We start from the raw sequence: 19,989 nt of genomic DNA on the forward strand, positions 1-19,989 counted from the left end.
CCCGGCTCCCGCCCGGCCACCACCCACCGGCCCCTCCGCTGACCCGCACCGCCGGGGCGGCGCCGGCTCACTCCGCCAGGGGAAGCCGGCTGGAGTGGAGGAGGCGGGCGTCGTCGGTGACCACCGCGTGCCGGTGGTCGGGGAGGCGGTCCAGCCAGCCGATGCCGGACCGGCCCATCGCCACCGCGGCGGTGGCGTACGCGTCGGCGACGCCGAGGTCCGCGCCGACCACGGTGACCGAACGCAGGCCCGGCGCCGGGGCGCCCCGGCGAGGGTCCAGCACGTGCTGGCCGCGCTCGTACAGCCCGGAGGTGGCCACCGCCAGGTCGGTGCCGCTGAGCACCAGACAGGTGGCCGACGGCTCCCACGGGTGCCGGATGCCGATCCGCCACGGCCGGCCGGTGGCGGAGTGGCCGCGTACCCGCACGTCGCCGCCGGCGTTGAGGCAGTGGTTGGGCGCCCCGGCGGCGAGCAGCCGGTCCGAGGCGACCTGCGCCGACCAGCCCTTGACGTAGCCGGAGGGGTCGAGCCGCCCGGTGACGTACGCGTCGAAGAAGCCGTCGGTGGCGCCCCAGAGGTCGGCGCAGCGCTCCAGCACCGCCCGCAGGTCCGCCGACGCCTCGGCGAGCGGCAGGTCACCCCGGTCGAACCGGCACACCTCGCTGTCCTCGCGATAGGTGCTGAACCGGGCGTCGACCTCGCGGAGCCAGCGGAACGTCTCCTCGGCCAGCTCGTGCAGGGTCGCGGCGGGCAGGTCGTCGGCCAGGTCCAGGCTGATCGCCGTACCCATGATCTGCTCGACCCGGCGCAGGCCCGGACGGGCGCGTGACGCCGCCACCTCGACCACCGGGCTCAGGCCTGGTCGATCGCGGCCTGGAGGGACCGCTGGTACGCGGCGCTGGTGGCGGTCGCCCCCGAGACGGTGTCCAGGTTGGCGCTCTGCTTCGCCACCACCTCGCCGGAGGTGCCGCTGTAGCGGGCCTGCACGTCGTCGCTGCGCAGCCCCGACTGGCCGCCGAGCGGCAGGCCGAGGGCGGTGGCGTCGACGATCCGGCTGCCGTTCAAGGTGATCCGCACCTGGAGGGAGCCGTATTCGTAGTCGACCGTCGGCCCGGTCACGGTGCGGGTGCTCGGTTTCGGCGCGGTGGTGGTGGTCCGCGGCGCGGCCGTCGTCGGCCTGGCGGTGGCGGTGCTCTTCTTCGTGCCCGGGGTGCTGCTCGGGCGGGTCGACCGGGACGGCGCGGACGCGGAGCCGGCGGGGCCGGGCGTCGGGGTGACCCCGGGCGCGGGCCCGGACCCGCCCGGCGCGACGGACGCCTGGTCGGCGGGGATGTTCTGGGCGGCCTGGCCGGCCCCCGGGGAACCCTTGAGCACCACCAGCGCGGTGGTGCCGGCGGCCAGGCCGGTGATCGCGAGGACGGCGCGACGCATGCCAGGGGTGCCGTGCTACAGCTCGAAGGTGGCCAGGTGGATCTGCCGGCGGGGAACGCCGGTCCGGCGCAGCACCCGGACCGCCTCGTCGACCAGCCCGGCGGGACCGCAGAGGTAGACGTCGCGGCGGGCCACGTCGGGCACCAGCCGGCGCAGGCCGTCGGGGCTCATCACCTGGCGGGGGCCGGGATCGTCGCGCGAGCCGATGACGTACCAGACGGAGGTCCGCCGGACCTGGGCCAGCCAGTCCAGCTCCGGGTGGAGCAGCACGTCGGCCGGGGTGCGGGCGCGGTAGATCAGCGCGGCGCCCGGCGGCAACTCCTCCAGCATCGCCCGGAGCGGGGCGATGCCGCTGCCGCCGGCGATGAGCAGGGCGCGTTCCCGGGTGCGGTGGGCGGCGGTGGAGGTGCCCGACGGGCCCTCCGCCCAGACCAGGGTGCCGGGCCGCAGGTCGCGCAGGTCCGCGGTGTGCCCGCCGACCACCTTCACGGTCAGCCGGAGCCAGCGGCCGTTGGCCGCGGCGGAGAGCGAGAACGGGTGGGACTGCCACCAGCCGCCGGCGTTCAGGAAACGCCAGCGGAAGTACTGCCCGCCGAGCATGTCGATCTGGTTGAGCCGGCGACCGGTCAGGTAGATCGAGATGGTGTCGGTGCTCTCCGCCACCACGTCCGCCACCCGCAGCCGGTGCCGCAGGTTGAAGTGCAGCGGGGCGACCACCCGACCCCAGACCAGCGCGGCGAGGACGAGCAGGTACGCGCCGATCCAGCCGGTGCGGACCGGGCCGGGGTGGAAGAGCTGGGCGCCGTTGCTGAACTGGTGGCCGAAGCCGAGCAGCAGGGCCGCGTAGCTGGTCAGGTGCAGGTGGTACCAGAGCTCGTACGGCAGGACGGTGCGGATCGCCCGGATGCCGGTGAGGCCGACCAGCACCATGATGCCGGCGGCCACGAACGCGGCGACCAGGTCTTCGTAGTCGCTCAGCAGCGAGCCCACCTCGCCGAGGATCGACTTCTCCTCCAAGCCGGCGTAGGCGACCACGATCAGCGACAGGTGGGCGAGCACCGCGACGAGCAGGGTGGCGCCGAGGTCCCGGTGCAGGCGGGACAACCGCTCCCCGCCGACCCAGCGTTCCAGCACGCCGAGCCGGCTCATCATCGCTACCTGGACGAGTAGCAGATAGCCGGCGACCAGGCCGGTGATCCGCCCGGCGGCGGTGAGGAGGGCGGTGGTGCCGGCGAGCGAGCCGGCCGGGGTGTCCAGCCACCAGGGCAGCACCGCGGCCACCAGGCCGAGCCAGAACACGGCCGTCAGGGCCCGCCGGCCGCCGGGGCCGCGGCGGGGCAGCGCCGGCGGCGGTGGCGGGGGTACGGGGGCAGCCGAACGGCCGCCGTACGGGAGCGAGGTCCCGGTACGGCGGCCGGCGGCGTAGGTGTCCTGATATGTCACGCGTACAACTTCATGGGTACGTATTTCTGCCGGGGGAAGACCTTGTCCACTTCCGCCGTGGTCAGTCCGAACCGACCCTGCGCCACGGACCCGTAGACGTTGAACATGTTGTTGTACTCGGGTACGTCGCCCGAGTCGAGATCGTTCAACCCGTTCCACGTGCCGAGCAGCGACCCGGCGAGCCTACGCCCGGACAGGATGGTCACCACCCCACCGTGCCCGTGGTCGGTGCCGCCGCCGTTGGAGGCGACCCGGCGGCCGAACTCGCTGGACACCATGATCGTCACGTCGGCGGCCCGGTCGCCGAGGTCGGTGAAGAACGCGGCCATGGCGTTCGCCAGCTCGTTGAGCCGCCGCCACAGGTTCCCGCCGTCCCGGGTGCCCTGGTTCTCGTGGGTGTCGTAGCCGCCCATGCCGACGGTGGCGACCCGCACGTTCGCCCCGCCCTTGATCAGCTGGGCGAGCTGCTGGAACGCGTACCCGATGCCCTGGTACTTCACCCCGGCCGCGGCCTGGTACGGCTTCGCGGCCAGCTTCTGAGCGGTGGCCAGCGCGCCCATCCCCTCGATGACCGCCTCCTCCACGGGGTGGTTGATCCCGGTGAACAGCCCGCGGATCGCCTTCTCGGTGGCCGCCCGGTACTTCTCGTCGCCGTTGAGCCGCAGCTCACCGACGCTGTTCAGGGAGAGCGCGCCGTTGACGCCGACCAGCGACCGGGGCAGCGTGCTGCCGATGCCCACGCTGCGGAACGCGGTGCCCTTGCCGAGCGCGTCGACCAGGCTGTCCAGCCAGCCCCGGCCGCCGGTCTCGCCGGGCAGGCCGCCCAGGTTGCAGGCGTCGGCGGCCTGGAAGTGGCTGCGGGACAGCCGGGGGTCGGAGACCGCCGGGATGAAGCCGAGCTGGCCGGCCTTGAGCCACTTCTCCAGCGGCGCGAAAGCGCTGGTGAGCTTGAACCCGCGGCCGAGGGCGAGCGAGTCGTTGCCGAGCAGCAGGTCCGGCCGGGCCTTGCCGAGGATCGGGTCGTCGGCCGGGGCGGCCAGGCTCAGCCCGTCCAGCCCGCCGTAGAGGAAGACGTGGATCAGGGTGCCGGTCCGGGTCGCCGCGAAGGACGCCGAGGTGGTGACGAACTGGGCGGTGGCCAGCGCGGTGGCGGTGGCGGCGGCGCCGGCGACGAAGGTGCGCCGGGTGACGCCGCGCCCGTCCTGCTGGGCCTCCTCCAACTCCTCCAGCCGCCGGTAGCGGTCCACCTCGGCGGCGTTCTCCGCCGCGACGATGTCGGCCTCCGCGCGCAGCAGCGCCTCGGCCGGATTGTCGGCCAGCCGCCGCAGGTCCGGGCATTCGGGGTGCAGGGGGTACGAGTACACAGTCTTCTCCATCGAATGCCTCACCGGAGGTGGTGCTGGGGGGAAGCGAGGATCGTCCGCGCGACGGCGGCGACGGCCCGGTTGAACGTGGCGTCGACCTTCGCCGTCGCCGGGACCCCGGCGACGCCGAGGACCAGCGCCTTCTCCTTGGCGCTCAGCTTCTGGTGCACCAGCCGCCCGGCCAGCTCGTCCACGTACGCCCCGGCGGTGGCCGGCGGGCGGGCCACCAGCTTCTCCGGCGCCGGGTACGTGAACTGCTTGCGCCGGCCGCCGAGCAGCTCGCCGGCCTCGTTCCAGCCGTCGACCATGGTGCCCGCCGAGGTCCAGGCGACGTAGACGTCCGCGTAGCCGTCCGGGGTGGGCTTGCCCATCGGGTACTGGCCCAGCTCGCGCATCTTGTCCTGGATCTGCCGCAGGCCCTGCGCGTACGGGGTGCGCCGGTTGTCGCCCTGGAAGCCCGGCGACGCCTCCGGCCGGACGCCGAGGGTGCGGTAGGTGGCGACCAGGTACTCCATCGGCCGGCGCACCTTCTGACCCACCGCGGCCCAGAACTCCGACGAGCTGAACAGCGTCATCAGCACCGGCTTGATCAGGCCCTTGTTCGCCGCGTACGTCTTGGCCAGGCGGTCCACCAGGGACTTCGACGGGGTGTCCGAGACGAACCGGGTGGCCAGGCTGCGGGCCACGTACCGGGCGGTCGACGGGTGCAGCGCGAGGTAGGTGAGGTACTGGTCGATCACCCGGTCGGCGACCTTCGGGTCGTTGGAGCTGTTCGGGTGGCTGAAGCCGAGGATCTTCACCTTGCCGACGTAGTGCCGCTCCGGGTGGAAGACGTACTTCCCGTCGGCGACGCCCCGGCCGGTCTGCAGCATCGCGGCCTGCCGGACGTCCTTCTCGGTGTACCCGCCGTCGACCCCGACCGAGTACAGCTCCAGGTTCTCCCGGGCCAGGTTCTCGTTGACCGCGTCCTTGCGGGAGTCGACCTGGTTCAGGTAGAGCAGCAGCGCCGGGTGCCGGTTCGCGGCGATCAGCATCTCCGGGTAGCTGCCCAGGGCGTGCGCCCGGACGACGTCCCGGTCGAACGAGTTGCGGTAGACCTCCCCGCCGTCGAACTCGGCGGCGACGTGCAGGAAGTCGTTCCAGAAGTCGACCATCACCTCGTAGAGCTGCCGGTCGGACCAGATCTGCCGGGCGATGGTGGCGTCGATCATCTCCCGCTCGGGCTGGGCGCCCCGCTCGTTGAGCTGGTCCCGCTGGTCGCGCAGCTGCTGCGGGGTCAGCTTCAGGGTGGGCAGCTCGGCGAGCTTCAGCTCGGCCTTCGTCGGGGCGATCTTCTCCGGGTCGAGCTGCCGGCGCAGCCAGCCGTCGATGCCGAGCCGTTTGATGTCGGCCAGCACCTTCCCGGTGGCGCCGAAGGTGGCCCGGCTGGCCAGGTGCCGGACCGGGTCCGTGGCGAGCACCGTCTTCACGGTCACCGGGGTCGCCGCGGCGGCGGCCGCCGGGCCGTCGAAGAGCCGGCCGCCGGTCGGGGAGTTGCGCTTGAGCGCCGCCCCGGCCCGGGAACCCATGTAGCTCTCGTTCTGCTCGGTGTAGGTGCGCACCGTGCTCGGCTGCTGCCCGCTGGGCCGGGCGGCGGTGCCGTCGGTGACCACGGTGCCGGTAGCGTCGCCGGCCACCGGGTCGTCGCGGAAGAGCCCGCGCACCTGGGGGTTCATGGCGAGGGCGGCCCCGCCGGCGACCACCGCCGCACCGCCGAGCGCGGCGAGGGCGCGCCGCCGGCCGGTGCGGCGACCCGGCTCGTCGTCATCGTCCAGGTTGGGCAGTCCCCCGCCGGGCGCCGGGGCGTGACCCTGACGGCCGAAGCCGTCCGGGCCGACCCACTGCGAGCCGTGGGCGGGCAGGGTCGTGACGGCCCCCGGGTACCCGGCGGGACCGCCGTAGCCGGCGGCCGGGCCGTACCTGCCCGCGTGGTCCAGGTCGCGGTACCCGTCCAAGGGGTGCTGTCGCCCGTCCCACCCGCGGTCGTCCCGGGGTCGACGTGGTGGCACATTCTGGTCGGCCATGTACCAATCCCGTTTTCTTCGAGCGCCGGCACGCCTGTGACCGGGGAGGACATCAGGGGCGGCGACTGCTGCCGGAGGAGTTGCTACGGGAAAGTAGCCACGCGCCCCCCGGCGCTCAAGGCGGCCGGACGGCACTCGGGAGGGCACTTAAGACGGTGCTCATGGCCCCGCGCGGGCGGTCGGTCCGGCACCGTCCGGGCGGGGCGCTTCCCAGCAGGGCCGACATCGCCCCGGAACGGCGGGACGTAACGTTTTGGCCCGCGGTGACGCTGTCCGCGTCGTTCAACCGCACAGACAAACTTAAGGCGCGGATAAGCCCACGCTGAGGCGGTCCGAGCGGAAGCTGCCCACCCGCGCCGAGCCACCGTCGACGCCTCCCCGCCGCGGCCGAAAGTAGCAGCTGGAGCGGCGCGTGACCCGCCTCCGTTGCGGGTATGCCGCCGAACCGCTGAAGCCGTGAGGGGAAGGCACCGCCATGCTCAGCAAAGAGGATCAGCGCAGGTTCGAGCAGATCACCCGCCAGCTGCGGGAGAGCGATCCGCAGTTCTTCGCCCGGCTCGACCACCGGGCGCGCGCCCGCCGGGGCCGGTACCTCATGCTGTTGACGATCGTGCTGTGGGCCTCACTGCCGGCGATGACCGTGCTGGCCGGGCGGCTGGCCGGCGCGATCTGCGCCGTGGTGCTGTTGGCGAACGCCGGCCTCATGTGGCGGTTCCGACGGCGTTGGCTTTGACCGCGCCGACCGCGACCGCTCGGGCGTCGCCGCCGCCGGGGCGGCGGTGGTGGCCCGGTCCGACCGGGGCCGGCCGAGATCCCGGTAGGCCCGGCGCAGCCGTTCGACCAGCCCCGGGCCGCCGATGGCCGGCCCGGGCGGGCCGAGCTGGCGCAGCAGCAGGTCGGGGGCGGTCACGAGGGTCGGTGGCCGGTCGGGCACCGGCACCGGCGCCACCCAGAACCGGTCGACCGGATCGGCCGGCGACGCCGTGGGCAGGGCGCCGAGCACCCGGGCCGCTCCGGCCGCCGTCGGCCGCCGGGTCGGCGCGGAGCCGGCCGTCGGGGTGGACCCGCCCGTCGCCGGCCCGTCGCCGCGAGCCGGACCGGACCGCGCCATGGCCACGTCGGCCCCACCGGCCACCGGCTCCGAGGTGGCGGTCGCGCCGGCGGCGGCGCGCAGCGTACGCAGCCGGTCGAGCAGCTCTTCGCGGCTGCGGCCCCGCCAGTGCAGCAGTTGGAACGGGTCGGCGTCGAACGCCTCGGCGAGCAGATAGAAGGTGGCCGCGAGATGCTTGCACGGCACCGCGAAGTCGGGGCAGCCGCAGCGTTGGGTCAGCTCGTCCACGGTGGACGGGAAGAGTGGCGCGCCCGCCGCGGCGAACAGCTCCTCCAGCTCGGCCGGGAGGTCGCCGGCGAGCAGCCGGGCGCTGAAGAACGCCTGCCCGGCCAGTTCCGCCTCGATGCGGGCCCACACCTCGGCCGGGTGGGCCGCCAGCTCGATCCGCACCGGGTACGGGTCGGGCCGGGAGCCCTGCACGGCGGCGGTGACCAGCCCCGGGGCGATGTCCAGCCGGAGCACCTGACCGCGGCGCGCGTACGCCCGCCCACGGGTGAGCCGGGTGCCGAGGGCGAACGACTCCAGCACCTCCAGGAACCGCCGGGACCACCAGGACTGTCCGATCGCGCCCCGGGTGCTGCGCGCCCGCAGCCCACCCTCCACCCGGCGCGGCGGCCCGAACTCGGCGAACCGCCCGCCCGCGTTCCCCTCCGGAGTGGTCACTCCACCACCGCCCCGGACTCGAGGGCGAAAAGCTCGCGCAGCGCCCCGGTGGAGAGCTCGGTGACCCACTGCTCGCCGCTGCCCACCACCCGTCCCGCCAGGCTCCGCTTGTCGGCGATCATGGCGGCCACCTTCTCCTCCACGGTGCCCGCCGAGACGAACTTGCGGACCTGTACGCGGCGGCGCTGGCCGATCCGGAACGCCCGGTCGGTGGCCTGGTCCTCGACGGCCGGGTTCCACCAGCGGTCGACGTGCACCACGTGGTTCGCCGCGGTGAGGGTGAGCCCGGTGCCGCCGGCCTTGAGCGACAGGACGAACAGCGGCGGTCCGTCGGACGACTGGAACCGGGTGACCATCGCGTCCCGGTCGGCCTTGCCGACGCCGCCGTGCAGGAAGAGCACCTCCCGGCCGGCCCGGGCCGACAGGTGCCCGCGCAGCATGCCGCCGAACTCGGCGTACTGGGTGAAGAGCAGGGCCTTCTCCCCCGCCGCGAGGACCTCGTCGACGATCTCCTCCAGCCGCTCCAGCTTGCCGGAGCGGCCGGGCAGCGGCGAGCCGTCGCGCAGCAGCTGCGCCGGGTGGTTACAGACCTGCTTGAGCCGGGTCATGGTGGCCAACACCAGCCCCCGGCGCTCCATCCCGTCGCTGGACTCGATCTTCGCCATCATGTCGTCGACCACCGCGCGGTAGAGCGCGGCCTGCTCGGCGGTGAGGTTGCAGAGCACCTCCATCTCCAGCTTCTCCGGCAGGTCGGAGATGATCGACGAGTCGGTCTTGAGCCGGCGCAGCACGAACGGGCCGGTGATCCGGCGCAGCCGCCCGGCCACCTCGTCGTCGCCGTGCCGCTCGATCGGCTCGGCGAACTTCTTCCGGAAGGTGGCGGCCGGGCCGAGCAGTCCGGGGTTCGCGAACTGCATGATCGACCAGAGGTCGGCCAGCCGGTTCTCCACCGGCGTACCGGTGACCGCGACCCGGTGCCGCGCGGGCAGCGACCGGACGGCCTCGGCCTGCCGGGTCGAGGCGTTCTTGATCGCCTGCGCCTCGTCCACCACCACCCGGTGCCAGTCGATGCCGGCCAGCGCGAACGCGTCCCGCGCGGCCACGGAGTAGGTGGTGAGCACCAGGTCCGCGTCGTGCACGGCCGTCCGGAACTCCGCCCCGCGCGCCCGCTCGGCCCCGTGATGCACGTGTACGCGCAACCCGGGAGTGAACCGGGCCGCCTCCCGCTGCCAGTTGCCGACCAGCGACATCGGACAGACGAGCAGGGTCGGCCCGGCCTCCGGCGGGTCCCCGGCCAGCAGGGCGAGCAGCTGCACCGTCTTGCCCAGCCCCATGTCGTCGGCGAGGATCCCGCCCAGCCCGAGCGACTGGAGGAAGGCCAGCCAGGCCAGTCCCCGCCGCTGGTACGGCCGCAGCGTGCCGTGGAAGCCGGGCGGGGGGTCGGCCGGGGTGAGCCGCCGCTCCGCCGCCCCGGCGAGCAGCTCGCCGAGCGCGCCGTCGGCGCTGACCTCCAGCACCGGCAGCTCGTCCGGCCGGTCGGTCTCGGCGAGGCCCAGCCGGAGCAGGTCGGCGACGGTCAGCTCGCCGGCCGAGCGGAGCAGCTTGAGGCCGGCGGCGAGTCGCTTCGGGTCCAGCTCCACCCAGCGCCCGCGCAGCCGGACCAGTGGGGACTTCAGCTCGGCCAGGGCGGCCAGCTCCTCGGCCGTCAGCGGCTGGTCGCCGAGGGCGACCTCCCACCGGTAGTCGACCAGCGCGTCCAGCCCCAGCCCGGCGGAGGCGGCGGCGACCGTGCCCGGGGCGGTCCGGCTCCGGGCCCGCAGGCGGGCGCCCAGCCGCGTCGACGGCCGCCGCCACCAGGACGGCAGCAGCACCCCGAAGCCGGCCGCGTGCAGCACCGGGGCACCCTCCCGCAGGAAGCGGTGCGCCCCCTCCGCGTCCAGCTCCATCCCCTCCGGCGTGGCGGTCCGCAGCGCGTCGTCCAGCTCCGGCCAGAGCCGGCTGGCCCGACCCAGCTCGGCGAGCAGGGTCTCCTGCGGGTCGTCCACGGCGCCGAGCGCCGGCAGGTTGCCCGGCGAGCGCCACACGTGGCCCGCCTCGACCAGCAGCCCCGGCTCGTCGGCCGGTTGCAGACCGAACTGCACCCGCCACCGGCCCTCCTCGGCCACCACGGCAGCGGGGTCGGCCGGCACCACCAGCAGCGGCTCGGTGACCTCGTCGGGGTCCGGCTCGACCAGGCGGAAGCTGGCCCGGACCGGGCCGCCGGCGGCGTCGCGCTGCCAGGCGTCCAGCTCGGCGCGGAGGGTGTCCAGCCCGGCCGGGTCGACGGTGAACTCGCGGCGCTCGCCGGTGAGCGCCGCCAGCCAGGCCGGCACCGGCCCGCCCGGCCGGAGGCCCCGGGTGAGCACGGTTCCCGCGAGGGCGGCCCGGGCCGCGGCGTCGGCCAGCGCGTCCAGCGCGTCGGCGACGAGCGCCCCGGGCTCCGCCGGCCCACCGGGCCCGACCGGCCCACCGGGCCCGACCGGCACAGAAGGCTCGGCCGGAGCGGGCGACGCGGCACGTGGACCCGGATCGACCGGTGCGCCCGGCTCGGCCGGGATGGGCGGCGCGGCGGCGGCGCGGGCGGCCGGGGGCAGCGCGAGGGCCAGCGACCGGGCCCAGCCGGCATCCGTGCCGGTCAGCAGGGGTCGCCAGACGGCCCGGGCGGTCACCGCGTCGGCGTCGTTTCCCGGACCGGACCGGGCCGGCGGGTCCGCGGTGGCCGAGGCCGCGACGTCGGGCAGCACCCGGCCGCGGGTGACCAGGTCGGCGGCGAAGTCGGCCAGCTCGGCCAGGTGGCGCAGGTCCGCCCCCGGCACGGCGGCGCCGAGGTCCAGTTCCCGCAGCAGGGCGAACGCGGCGTCCGGGGCGTACGTCAGGGTGGGGACCCGCCAGCCGGCGAGGGTGACGGCCCCGCGGACCGGTTCCCCGACGGCGGTCCGGACCAGCTCCGGCGAGTCGAGCGGCGAGCCGGCCCGGGTGGGCAGGGTGAGCAGGACGGTGGTGGCCCGGGCCGGGAGGTCGCCGAGCACCCCGGCCAGCGTGGCGTGGCCGGCGGCGAACGGGTGCGGCCGCTCGCGCGGTGCCCGGCCGGGCCGGCGCGGCGCCCGCGCCGGCAGCGTGGTGTCCTCGGCCCAGACGGCGAGCCCGACGCCGGACAGCCACACCCCGTGGATGACCAGCACGCACTCCCCCTCGTCGACGCCCGGGGCAAGGATAGGCGGCCCCGGGCGGCTACTGTCGGCGCCATGTTCGATCTGCTCGTGATCGGCGGTCTGGGGGTCGATGTGCGGGCCCGGGTGCCCGCGCTCCCGCTGCCGGCCGCCGACTCGCTGACCGTGCCCCCCATCGAGCTGCGGATCGGCAACACCGGCGCCGGGGTGGCGCTCGCCGCGCACGCGCTTGGCCTGCGGGTGGCCCTGGTGGACGTGCTGGGTGCCGACCCGGCCGGGGACGTGGTCCGGGCGGCGCTGGCCCGCACCTCGGTGCACGCCGTGCTCGCCGACGCCCCGGCCGGCACCCGCCGCTCGGTCAACCTGGTCGACGCGGGCGGCCGGCGGATGTCCCTCTACGATCCGCGGCCCTGGCAGGGGCCGCCGCCGTTCCCGCCGGACGCGCTCACCCCGCTGGTCCGGGACGCGGCCCACGTGCATGTGTCGATCATGGATTGGGCACGCGACGCGCTGCCGGTCCTGCGCGCCGGGCTCGCCGACGGCGTACGGCTCTCCACCGACCTGCACGACTGGGACGGGGACAACCCGTACCACCGCCCCTTCGCCGACGCGGCGGACCTGGTCTTCGTCAGCGGCGTCCGCCTCGGTGACCGCGCCGGGAAGCTCGCGGTCGAGCTGGCGCCCCGGGCCGTGCTGGTGACCGGCGGGGAGGCCGGCGCGACCCTGCACCCGGCGGACGGTCCGCCGGTACCGGTGCCCGCGACGGTTCCGCCCGGCCCGGTGGTCGACAGCAACGGCGCGGGCGACGCCTTCGCCGCGGGCCTGATCGCCGCCCGGCTGCGCGGCGCCGCCCTGCCCGACGCGGCCGGGTATGCCGCCCGGGTCGCCGCCGCCGCCTGCACCCACGACGGGATGGAGTACCCGCCCGGCCTGCTGCCCTGCCAGTAGGCCGGCAGCCGCTCAGAGCGCCCCGGTCTCGCCGTCGGTCAGCTCGCGGAGGATGTCGGCGTGCCCGGCGTGCCGGGCGAGTCCCGGCGGCGGCCGGCCCGCTGCCCCGCTATCCGCTGCGGGTCACCGGGGTCCGGGCAGGATGGGCCCATGGCATCCACGGTGCAGATCCCCCTGGTGGGCGGCACGGCCGACGGCGAGACCATCACCGTCGAGCTGGACGACAACGGCCGCCCGCCGCTGACCCACCACCACCTCGGCCCGGAAGGGCTGGCCGAGGCGCAGATCTACGAGCTGGAGTCGGACGACCGGGCGGGCCGGCCGTGGATCTACACCTGGCGGGGGCCGGCGGTCTGACCGGCCGGTGGGGCACCGGGCCGGTTCAGGCCGCCTTGACCCGGGTCAGGCGCCGGGAGCGGATGCTCTCCAGCACCCCACGGGTGACCTGGGAGGTGCCGCGGGCCTGCTCGCACACCTCGGCCACCCGCCGCGCCGTCTCCTCCGCCCGGATCTCCCGCTCGTCCCACAGCCGGTCCACCTCGGCCAGCAGCGGGCCCTCCACCTCCCGTTCGACGCCGCGCAGCGCCGGCACCCCGAGCCGCTGGGCCAGGTCGAAGACCTTTCCGGCGTACGGCAGCGGCAGGAACGGCGTACCCACCATGGCCGCGAAGATCAGGAAGTGCAGCCGCATGCCGACCGCGAGGTCGAAGTGCCGCATCAGCCCGAGCACCTGCCGGGGCGAGTAGTCGCCGTGCAGGACTCGGCCCCGCTCGGCGGCCACCATGTGCGACATCACGCCGTGCGAGTGCCGGATGTCGTCGCGTTCCATCGGCACGAACAGCACGTACGCGTCGATCCGGTGCACCAGGAAGTCGCTGATCTGGGCGAGCAGCCGGTGGTAGCCGTCCACGTCGAGGCGTTCCGCGGCCCGGCCCGGCTCGCGGACGCTCAACCCGACGAGCCGCTTGCCCGCCGGGACCCCCTCGTCGCGGAGCCAGCTCGCCGGGAAGTCCTCCGGTTCGAGCAGGAACGCCGGGTCGGCGGTGACGGTGATCGGGTTCACCAGGCCGGCCTCCTCGAGCACCATCCGGGACTCCTGGTCCCGCACGGTCACCTCGGTCGCCCCGGCCAGGGTCTCCCGGACCATGGTGGTGTCGACCCCGTCGCTGAGCGGCCCCACCCCCACCGCGTACGTGAGCAGGGGCAGGCCGCGCTCCTGGGCGACCCGGACCACCCGCAGGTAGCGCCGGGCCTCCCGGTCGTAGAGGATGCCGCCGCCGCCCAGGATGAGCAGGTCCAGCTCGGACAGGGTCACCGACGAGTCGGCGCGGCTGACGCCCTCCCAGGGCACCGCCTCCACGTGCGGGTGGGCCAGGGCGGTGTGCGCCGGGTCGCGGGAGAAGACGATGATCCGGGCGTCCGGCTCCTGCTGCCGCAGGTCGGCCAGGAGTCCGCTGAGGATCGCCTCGTCGCCGAGGTTGCGGCCACCGTACGAGCCGAGCAAGCCGATCGTCAGTCCGGCGGCATCCGTCATCCGTCGCTCCTCCCCAGGTGCGTCTCGGGCCGGTTTCCCGTTGCGCCGGTGGACATACCTGGGCGAGTTGTCAGCCCGCCGCCGCGCCGACCAGGCGGGACACCAGGGCGGAAACCACCTGGTCGGGGTCGAAGCCGGCGTCGACCGAGGTGGTGAGCAGGTCCAGCAGCAGCCCGTCCACGGCGTAGTGGAGCAGGGCGACCTCGCCGGTCGAAGATCCGCTCGCCGAGGGCGCCGAGCCGGTAATGGGCTTGCCCCGGCGGCCCGGTCGGACCGACCGTGGAGGGATGACGAGCGCGACGAAGACCCGGATCGGCTGGGCCGACCTGCCGGCCGACGTCCGGGCCACGGTCGAGGAGATCCTCGGCGACCGGGTCGTCGAGGCGGTGTCCCAGCCGGGCGGGTACTCCCCCGGCACCGCCGACCGGGTCCGCACCACCGGCGGCCGGCGGGCCTTCGTCAAGGCGGTCAGCCCCGCGCAGAACGACCGCAGCCCGCACCTGCACCGCGCGGAGGCGCGGATCGCCGCCGCGCTCCCGCCGTACGCGCCGACGCCCCGGCTGCTCGGCGGCCACGACGACGGCGAGTGGGTGGCCCTGGTCTTCACCGACGTCGAGGGCCGGCACCCGGCGACGCCCTGGCTCGCCACCGAACTGGCGACCGTGCTCACCACGCTGGCGACCATGGCCGCCGCGCTGACCCCGACGCCGGTCACGGCGGTGCCCACCGCGGCCGAGCAGCTCGGGTACGACTTCGCCGGCTGGCGGCGGATCGCGGCGGACCCGCCGGCCGACCTGCCGCCGTGGGCCCACGCGCACCTGTCCGAGCTGTGCGCGGCGGCGGACCGGGGGCTCGCCGCGCTGGCCGGCGACACGCTGTGCCATCTGGACGTCCGCGCCGACAACCTGCTGGTCGGGCCGGACGGCGCGGTCAGCGTGGTGGACTGGCCGTGGGCCTGCCGGGGGCCGTCCTGGTTGGACACCCTGCTCCTGCTGGTCAACGTCCGGCTGTACGGCGGCCACGACACCGAGGCGCTGCTGCGCGACCTGCCGCTCACCGTCGGGGTGGATCCGGCCGCGCTGACCGGGGTGCTGGCCGGCCTCGCCGGCTTCTTCCTCGACAGCGCCCGGCAGCCGCCGCCGCCCGGCATCCCGACGGTCCGGGCGTTCCAGCGGGCGCAGGGCGACGCGCTGCTGCCCTGGCTCGCGGCGCGCCTCGGCTGAGATCCCCGGCGGGGGGTGGCGGCATCGGGCGCGGGCAGGCGGGGGGTCAGCTCGTCGCCCGGACCTCGTGGGTGAGGAAGGGCAGCACGGCGGCGGGCAGCGCCGGTGCGGTGACGATGTCGTAGTGGGTCAGGCCGGGCAGCACGGCCAGCCGGGCGGCGGGCCGGTCCGAGCCATCCCAGCCGGCGTCCCGGTGACCACCGCCGAGCAGCCCGAAGAACTCCGCCATGTGGGTGACCGGGATCGAGTCGGCGTCGGCGAAGACCAGCAGCACCGGCATGGCGAGCGCCGCCACCTCGGCCGACCAGTCGTAGTCCTGGCGGAGCAGGTCACCGGTCTTGACCCAGAGGTTCGGCCAGTCCTCCGGACGCGGGGCGACACGGGAGTACAGCTCGTGCGGCGGGGTGCCGCGCATCTGCTCGGCGACCCGCTCGTCCTGCGCCGCCATCGCGGCCAGCACCTCCGGATACCAGCCCTGCCGCCTGCAGGGCACCGAGACCAGGGCCAGCCGGCGGACGAGGCCGGGGTGCTGGATCGCGGTCCGCAGCGCCACCCCGCCGCCGAGGGAGTAGCCGAGCAGGTCCGTCTCGGGCAGGTCGAGGTGCCGGATCAGCGCCGCGATGTCGTCGGCCATCGACTCGAAGCGCAGCGGCCGGTCCACGTCGGCGGTCCGCCCGTGGCCCTGAAGGTCGACCAGGATGACCTGCCGGCGCTCGGCGAGGGCGGGGAGGATCGGGGCGAACATCTCCACCGCGCCGTACCCGCCGTGCAGCAGCACCAGCGGGCGGCCGGTGCCGTGGACCTCGTACCAGAGACGCACCCCGTTGACGTCCGCGTAACTCACCCTGACTCCTCCGTCGTTCGTCGACCCGTCGCGCGACCACCGCCGTCGACGGGGCGCACCCGATGTAACGCCGACGACGCGGCGAACTCATCGGCGCTGGAGGGTCAGAATGTCATCCTCTCCGACGACGAGGTCCGGGGCGGCGAGGGCGAAGACCACCAGGGCCCTCGGTGGTGTAGCCGCGGCAGCGGCGCGAGGGGACGATGCCGTAACGGTGTGCCGCGTCCTGGGACCATTCCGCCGGGGGCCGGACACGGCGCGCCCCCGCTGCCTCGGGCCGGAGGCGGCGGGGGCGCGTCGGTGCCGGTCAGCTGACGCCGGTGACGGCCTTGACCAGGTTGATGCCGAAATAGAACACGAACGCGACCGCGACCGCCCACATCAGCGGGTGGATCTGCCGGGCCTTGCCCTGCGCCACCCGGATCGCCACCCAGCTGACGAAGCCGGCGCCGATGCCGTTGGTGATCGAGTAGGTGAACGGCATCAGCGTCATGGTCAGGAATGCCGGGACCGCCACCCCGACGTCCGTGAAGTCGATGTCCTTGACCTGACGGATCATCAGCGCGCCGACGACGACCAGCGCCGGACCGGCGGCCTCGCTGGGCACCAGCGACACCAGCGGGGTGAGCAGCAGCGCGCCGAGGAACAGCAGACCGGTGACCACGCTGGTCAGACCGGTACGGCCGCCGTCCGCGATGCCCGAGGACGACTCCACGTACGTGGTGGCCGAGGAGGCGCTGCCCGCGCCGCCGGCGACCGCGGCGACACCGTCGACGAAGAGCACCTTGCCCAGCCGCGGCATGTCGGTGCCGTCGGCGGTGGCCAGGCCGGCCTGCTTCGCCAGGCCCACCGTCGTGCCCATCACGTCGAAGAAGTCGGCGAGGACGAGGGTGAAGACCAGCAGCACGGCGGTCATCACGCCGACGTGCGCGAACGCCGTGAACGACACGTTGCCGAGCAGGTGCAGGTCGGGCGCCTTGATCAGCGGGTCGGGCAGGGTCGGCACGTTGAGCTGCCATCCGGTCGGGTTCGGCTTGCCGTCGACGAACGCCGGGCCCGGCTTGGTGAGCGCGTTGACGATCACGGCGACGACCGTGGTCGCCACGATGCCGATCAGGATGCCGGCCTTCACCTTGCGGGCGACCAGGATGCCGGTGACCAGCAGGCCGACCAGGAAGACCACGGTGGTCCAGCCGCGCAGCGTGCCGTCGCCGCCGAGCTGCACCGGCACCGTCGTGCCGGCGGCGTCCGGCATCCGGCGGACGAGACCGCCGTCGACGAAGCCGATCAGCGCGATGAACAGGCCGATGCCGGCGGCGATGGCCGCCTTCAGCTCGCCGGGGATGGCCCGGAACACGGCCTTCCGGAAGCCGGTCAGCACCAGCACCGTGATGATCAGACCCTCGATGACGACCAGGCCCATCGCCTCGGCCCAGGTCATCTGCGAGGCGACGGCGTACGCGACGAAGGCGTTGAGGCCCAGGCCGGTCGCCACCGCGAACGGCACCCGGCCGACGACGCCCATCAGGATGGTCATCACCGCCGCGACGAGGGCGGTGACCCCGGCGACCGGCGCGATGCCGAGCAGCTTGCCGTCGGCGTCCGGCGCGGTGCCGATGATGAGGGGGTTGAGCACGACGATGTAGGCCATCGTCGCGAAGGTGGTCAGCCCGGCGAGCACCTCGCGCTTGACGGTCGAGCCCCGCCGGGTGATCTCGAAGAAGCGGTCGAGACGGCCGCGCTCGGCGGGTTCCGCCGGCTCGGCCGGGACAGCAAGATCCTGCGTAGTCACGCTCATGGCGTGGCTTACTCCGTTCCGGGTTGGCCCGCCGGACGTGCCGGTCAGGCGTGGGGGTGCAGCCGTCCCGGAGCGGTTGGCCCGGAGAACGTCGGAACGGCTGGGCTCCACGGATCCCGTGAAGCACTACGAAGCCGCACCCGGTCGGGGGAGCGACTTCGCCCCACCACCTTAACCGCCGGGTAAACGCCGGATGACCTGCCCCTACGCGTGCTTCGCGGCGGGGGTGGGCAAGGTCACCGTCGACCGGAGCGGCCCGCGGGTGGGCCCGCCGGCCCCCGTCGGCCCGCCGCGACAGGCGCACGGCATTGACACCCTCACCCACCGCGAGCAGATTCCGGAGTGATTCCGGTCGGTCGTGACCGGGGCGTCCGCGGGGAAGGACGATCGCCATGCACAAGATCAGGTCCACCGGTAGGGCCCGGCTCGCCTCGGCGGTGGCGCTGCTCGCGCCGTCGCTGGTCCTCGTGGCCGGGCCGGCGCCGGCGTACGCCGCGGAGACGACGACCCGGATCCTCCGGGCCCCGCTGGACCTCTCCGTCGTCCTGCCCTGCGCCAACGGCGGCCTCGGCGAGGTCGTCGACTTCGACGGCACGATCTCCGAGGTGTACCACGTGACCGTCGACGAGACCGGCGGGTTCCACGTGCACATCGTCGAGACCCAGTCGAACGTGCACGGCATCGGTGCGACGACCGGGGACCGGTACGCCAGCACCCGGGTCAACCTCTTCGTCTACGACCAGGGATTTGGGTCGCTGCCGATCACCTCCACCCAGCAACTGGTGTTCCGGATCGTGGGGCCCGGGCCGGGCAACGACGCGTCGATCCGGATCACGAACCACACCACCGTCAACGCCGACGGCACGATCACCGTCGCCTTCGACACGTACACGGCGGAGTGCGAACCCACCACGCCCTGACCCGCCGGACCGCCCGGGAAGCGGGCCCGACCGTGGGGCACGCGGGTGGTCAGTCCACGGCCACCGGGCTCGGCGCCGGCTCCGGCGCCGGCCCGGGGTGCCGGGCCGTACGCAGCGGGGAGAACGCGGCGACGGCGGCCGCGACCGCCATGCCGGCCACGCCGACCCAGATCGCCGGCCGGTAGCCGAGGTGCTGGGCGAGCAGCCCGCCGACCGGCGCGCCGACGGTCAGCATGCCCCAGTTGAGCGAGCGGATGGTGGCGTTCATCCGGCCCTGCAACCGGTCGGGCGTGACCGCCTGCCGGTAGCCCATCTCGTTGGGCCCGCTGATCCCCAGGGCGAACCAGATGACGAACTGGGCAGCGCCCACCATCACCCAGCCTGCGGTCCCCGCCGCGGCGAGGGCCACCAGACTCCAGCCCAGCGGCTCGACCACCCGCTCCAGCATGATGGCGCGGCCGGCGCCCCACCGGCCCGCGAGGTCGGACAGCGAGTTGCCGGCCACCGCCCCGACGCCGCCGACGGCCAGCACCACGCCGAGGCCGAACGCCGCCCGGTCCGCGGGCAGTCCGGGCTCCAGGCCGCGTACGACGAAGAGCGTGAGGACGGTCGACGCCAGGCTGGCGAAGAGGAAGCGCGCGTGCAGGGTGAGGGCGTACGGCGCCAGCACCGGGTGCCGGTACACCCAGGCGAGCCCTTCGCGCAGTTCGTGGCCGAGGTGGCGGCGACCCGGGTGCGGGGCCGGCTCATCCCCCCGGATCGTCGCCAGCAGCAGGCCGGAGAGCAGGTACGACACCGCGTCGACCAGTATGGCCACGGGCGCGCCCACCGCCGCCACCAGCGACCCGCCGAACAACGGGCCGGTGGTCTGCGCCAGCGACGCGCTCTGTTCCATCCGGGCGTTCGCCCTGGTGAGCGCCGCGGTGGGCACGAGTCGGGGCAGGTAGGACTGGTGGGCGGCCTCGTAGAGCAGCGACAGCGCGCCGAACGCGGCGACGAGGACCATCAGCGCGGGCACGCTCAACGCCCCGAGCAGCGCGAGCGTCGCGATCAGGGTCAGCAGCACCGCGCGGGCGACGTCGGCGGCCACCAGGATCGGCCGGCGCCGGTACCGGTCGGCCACCACCCCGGCCAGCAGCCCGAACAGCAGGTACGGCGTCCAGCGGGCGCCGTTGACGAGCCCCACCTCGGCGTCGGTCGCGTCGAGCGCGACGATGGCGATGATCGGCAGGGCCACCGTGGTCAGGTACGTCCCGAACGTGGAGACCGTGTCGGCCGCCCAGAAGCGCGCGTACCCGGGCTGGCCGAACAGTCGCGTCATCCCGGCGACGGTAGTGTGTCCGGCGGCTCCGTCGCCGGCCCGGTGGTCGTCGGTACGTACGCTGTCCGCGTGATCAGGTTGGAGCGGCTGCGGGCCGACCACGCGCCGGTTCTCCTG

The 19,989-nt window shown here is 74.7% G+C and carries 17 protein-coding genes; 6 read left to right on the plus strand and 11 right to left on the minus strand.

All coding sequences use genetic code 11. The features are described from left to right. Positions 1-67 precede the first annotated feature (67 nt). The 5 genes from ACFOYX_RS06165 to ACFOYX_RS06185 all read right to left on the minus strand — a co-directional run bounded on the left by ACFOYX_RS06165 (position 68) and on the right by ACFOYX_RS06185 (position 6,301). A complete protein-coding gene (locus tag ACFOYX_RS06165) occupies positions 68-790 on the minus strand; it encodes an FAD:protein FMN transferase (RefSeq protein WP_322442271.1) in 723 nt (240 codons plus the stop codon). Between the two features lie 62 nt (positions 791-852). After that, entirely contained in the window at positions 853-1,431 is a 579-nt protein-coding gene (locus ACFOYX_RS06170) for an FMN-binding protein (RefSeq protein WP_322442246.1), read from the minus strand. A gap of 15 nt (positions 1,432-1,446) precedes the next feature. Further along, on the minus strand, positions 1,447-2,874 hold the full coding sequence (locus ACFOYX_RS06175) for a ferric reductase-like transmembrane domain-containing protein (RefSeq protein WP_322442245.1): 1,428 nt from the start codon (positions 2,872-2,874) through the stop codon (positions 1,447-1,449). Next, positions 2,871-4,250, minus strand: a complete 1,380-nt coding sequence (locus ACFOYX_RS06180) for a DUF1501 domain-containing protein (protein ID WP_322442244.1) — start codon at positions 4,248-4,250, stop codon at positions 2,871-2,873. The genes ACFOYX_RS06175 and ACFOYX_RS06180 overlap by 4 nt, the downstream gene beginning before the upstream one ends. A gap of 8 nt (positions 4,251-4,258) precedes the next feature. Then, positions 4,259-6,301, minus strand: a complete 2,043-nt coding sequence (locus tag ACFOYX_RS06185) for a DUF1800 domain-containing protein (protein ID WP_322442243.1) — start codon at positions 6,299-6,301, stop codon at positions 4,259-4,261. 475 nt (positions 6,302-6,776) lie between these two features. Here ACFOYX_RS06185 and ACFOYX_RS06190 point away from each other — a divergent pair, with 475 nt between their 5' ends. Beyond that, positions 6,777-7,034, plus strand: a complete 258-nt coding sequence (locus tag ACFOYX_RS06190) for a DUF3040 domain-containing protein (protein WP_089013185.1) — start codon at positions 6,777-6,779, stop codon at positions 7,032-7,034. Here the strand turns inward: ACFOYX_RS06190 and ACFOYX_RS06195 are convergent. Then, positions 6,924-8,075 carry an SWIM zinc finger family protein gene (locus ACFOYX_RS06195; RefSeq protein WP_377533832.1) on the minus strand — a complete coding sequence of 384 codons (1,152 nt, stop codon included), beginning with the start codon at positions 8,073-8,075 and terminating at the stop codon, positions 6,924-6,926. The genes ACFOYX_RS06190 and ACFOYX_RS06195 overlap by 111 nt on opposite strands. Beyond that, positions 8,072-11,296 carry a DEAD/DEAH box helicase gene (locus tag ACFOYX_RS06200; RefSeq protein ID WP_322442242.1) on the minus strand — a complete coding sequence of 1,075 codons (3,225 nt, stop codon included), beginning with the start codon at positions 11,294-11,296 and terminating at the stop codon, positions 8,072-8,074. Before ACFOYX_RS06200 ends, ACFOYX_RS06195 begins: the two co-directional genes overlap by 4 nt. Positions 11,297-11,359: 63 nt before the next feature. Here ACFOYX_RS06200 and ACFOYX_RS06205 point away from each other — a divergent pair, with 63 nt between their 5' ends. Together ACFOYX_RS06205 and ACFOYX_RS06210 are read left to right on the plus strand one after the other, a co-directional pair. Continuing rightward, positions 11,360-12,232, plus strand: coding sequence for a carbohydrate kinase family protein (locus ACFOYX_RS06205; RefSeq protein WP_322442241.1), 873 nt, complete (start codon positions 11,360-11,362; stop codon positions 12,230-12,232). A 150-nt stretch (positions 12,233-12,382) separates the two neighbouring features. Beyond that, a complete protein-coding gene (locus ACFOYX_RS06210) occupies positions 12,383-12,589 on the plus strand; it encodes a hypothetical protein (protein ID WP_322442240.1) in 207 nt (68 codons plus the stop codon). 25 nt (positions 12,590-12,614) lie between these two features. On the opposite strand, the gene ACFOYX_RS06215 is transcribed toward ACFOYX_RS06210, so the two are convergent. Then, the gene (locus ACFOYX_RS06215) at positions 12,615-13,766 is read right to left on the minus strand and encodes a polysaccharide pyruvyl transferase family protein (protein ID WP_322442238.1); all 1,152 of its coding nucleotides are present in this window, start codon (positions 13,764-13,766) and stop codon (positions 12,615-12,617) included. Positions 13,767-14,053: 287 nt separating this feature from the next. On the opposite strand from ACFOYX_RS06215, the gene ACFOYX_RS06220 reads away from it, so the two are divergent. Continuing rightward, complete coding sequence (locus tag ACFOYX_RS06220) at positions 14,054-14,989, plus strand: aminoglycoside phosphotransferase family protein (protein ID WP_322442236.1); 936 nt, start codon at positions 14,054-14,056, stop codon at positions 14,987-14,989. A 46-nt stretch (positions 14,990-15,035) separates the two neighbouring features. Here the strand turns inward: ACFOYX_RS06220 and ACFOYX_RS06225 are convergent, their stop codons facing one another. Both ACFOYX_RS06225 and ACFOYX_RS06230 read right to left on the minus strand, forming a co-directional pair. Then, the gene (locus tag ACFOYX_RS06225; protein WP_322442235.1) at positions 15,036-15,833 is read right to left on the minus strand and encodes an alpha/beta hydrolase; all 798 of its coding nucleotides are present in this window, start codon (positions 15,831-15,833) and stop codon (positions 15,036-15,038) included. Between the two features lie 307 nt (positions 15,834-16,140). Further along, a complete protein-coding gene (locus ACFOYX_RS06230) occupies positions 16,141-17,631 on the minus strand; it encodes an NCS2 family permease (RefSeq protein ID WP_322442234.1) in 1,491 nt (496 codons plus the stop codon). 193 nt (positions 17,632-17,824) lie between these two features. On the opposite strand from ACFOYX_RS06230, the gene ACFOYX_RS06235 reads away from it, so the two are divergent. Next, a complete protein-coding gene (locus ACFOYX_RS06235; RefSeq protein WP_322442233.1) occupies positions 17,825-17,977 on the plus strand; it encodes a hypothetical protein in 153 nt (50 codons plus the stop codon). A gap of 46 nt (positions 17,978-18,023) precedes the next feature. Next, positions 18,024-18,551: a hypothetical protein gene (locus ACFOYX_RS06240; RefSeq protein ID WP_322442232.1), complete on the plus strand. Its 528-nt coding sequence runs from the start codon at positions 18,024-18,026 to the stop codon at positions 18,549-18,551. 49 nt (positions 18,552-18,600) lie between these two features. Here ACFOYX_RS06240 and ACFOYX_RS06245 read toward each other — a convergent pair whose 3' ends face one another. After that, positions 18,601-19,872, minus strand: a complete 1,272-nt coding sequence (locus tag ACFOYX_RS06245) for an MFS transporter (RefSeq protein ID WP_322442231.1) — start codon at positions 19,870-19,872, stop codon at positions 18,601-18,603. Positions 19,873-19,989 lie beyond the last annotated feature (117 nt).

Origin of the sequence: Micromonospora sp. GCM10011541 (assembly GCF_042650725.1) — a bacterium.
GTDB classification, from domain to species: Bacteria; Actinomycetota; Actinomycetes; order Mycobacteriales; family Micromonosporaceae; genus Micromonospora; species Micromonospora sicca.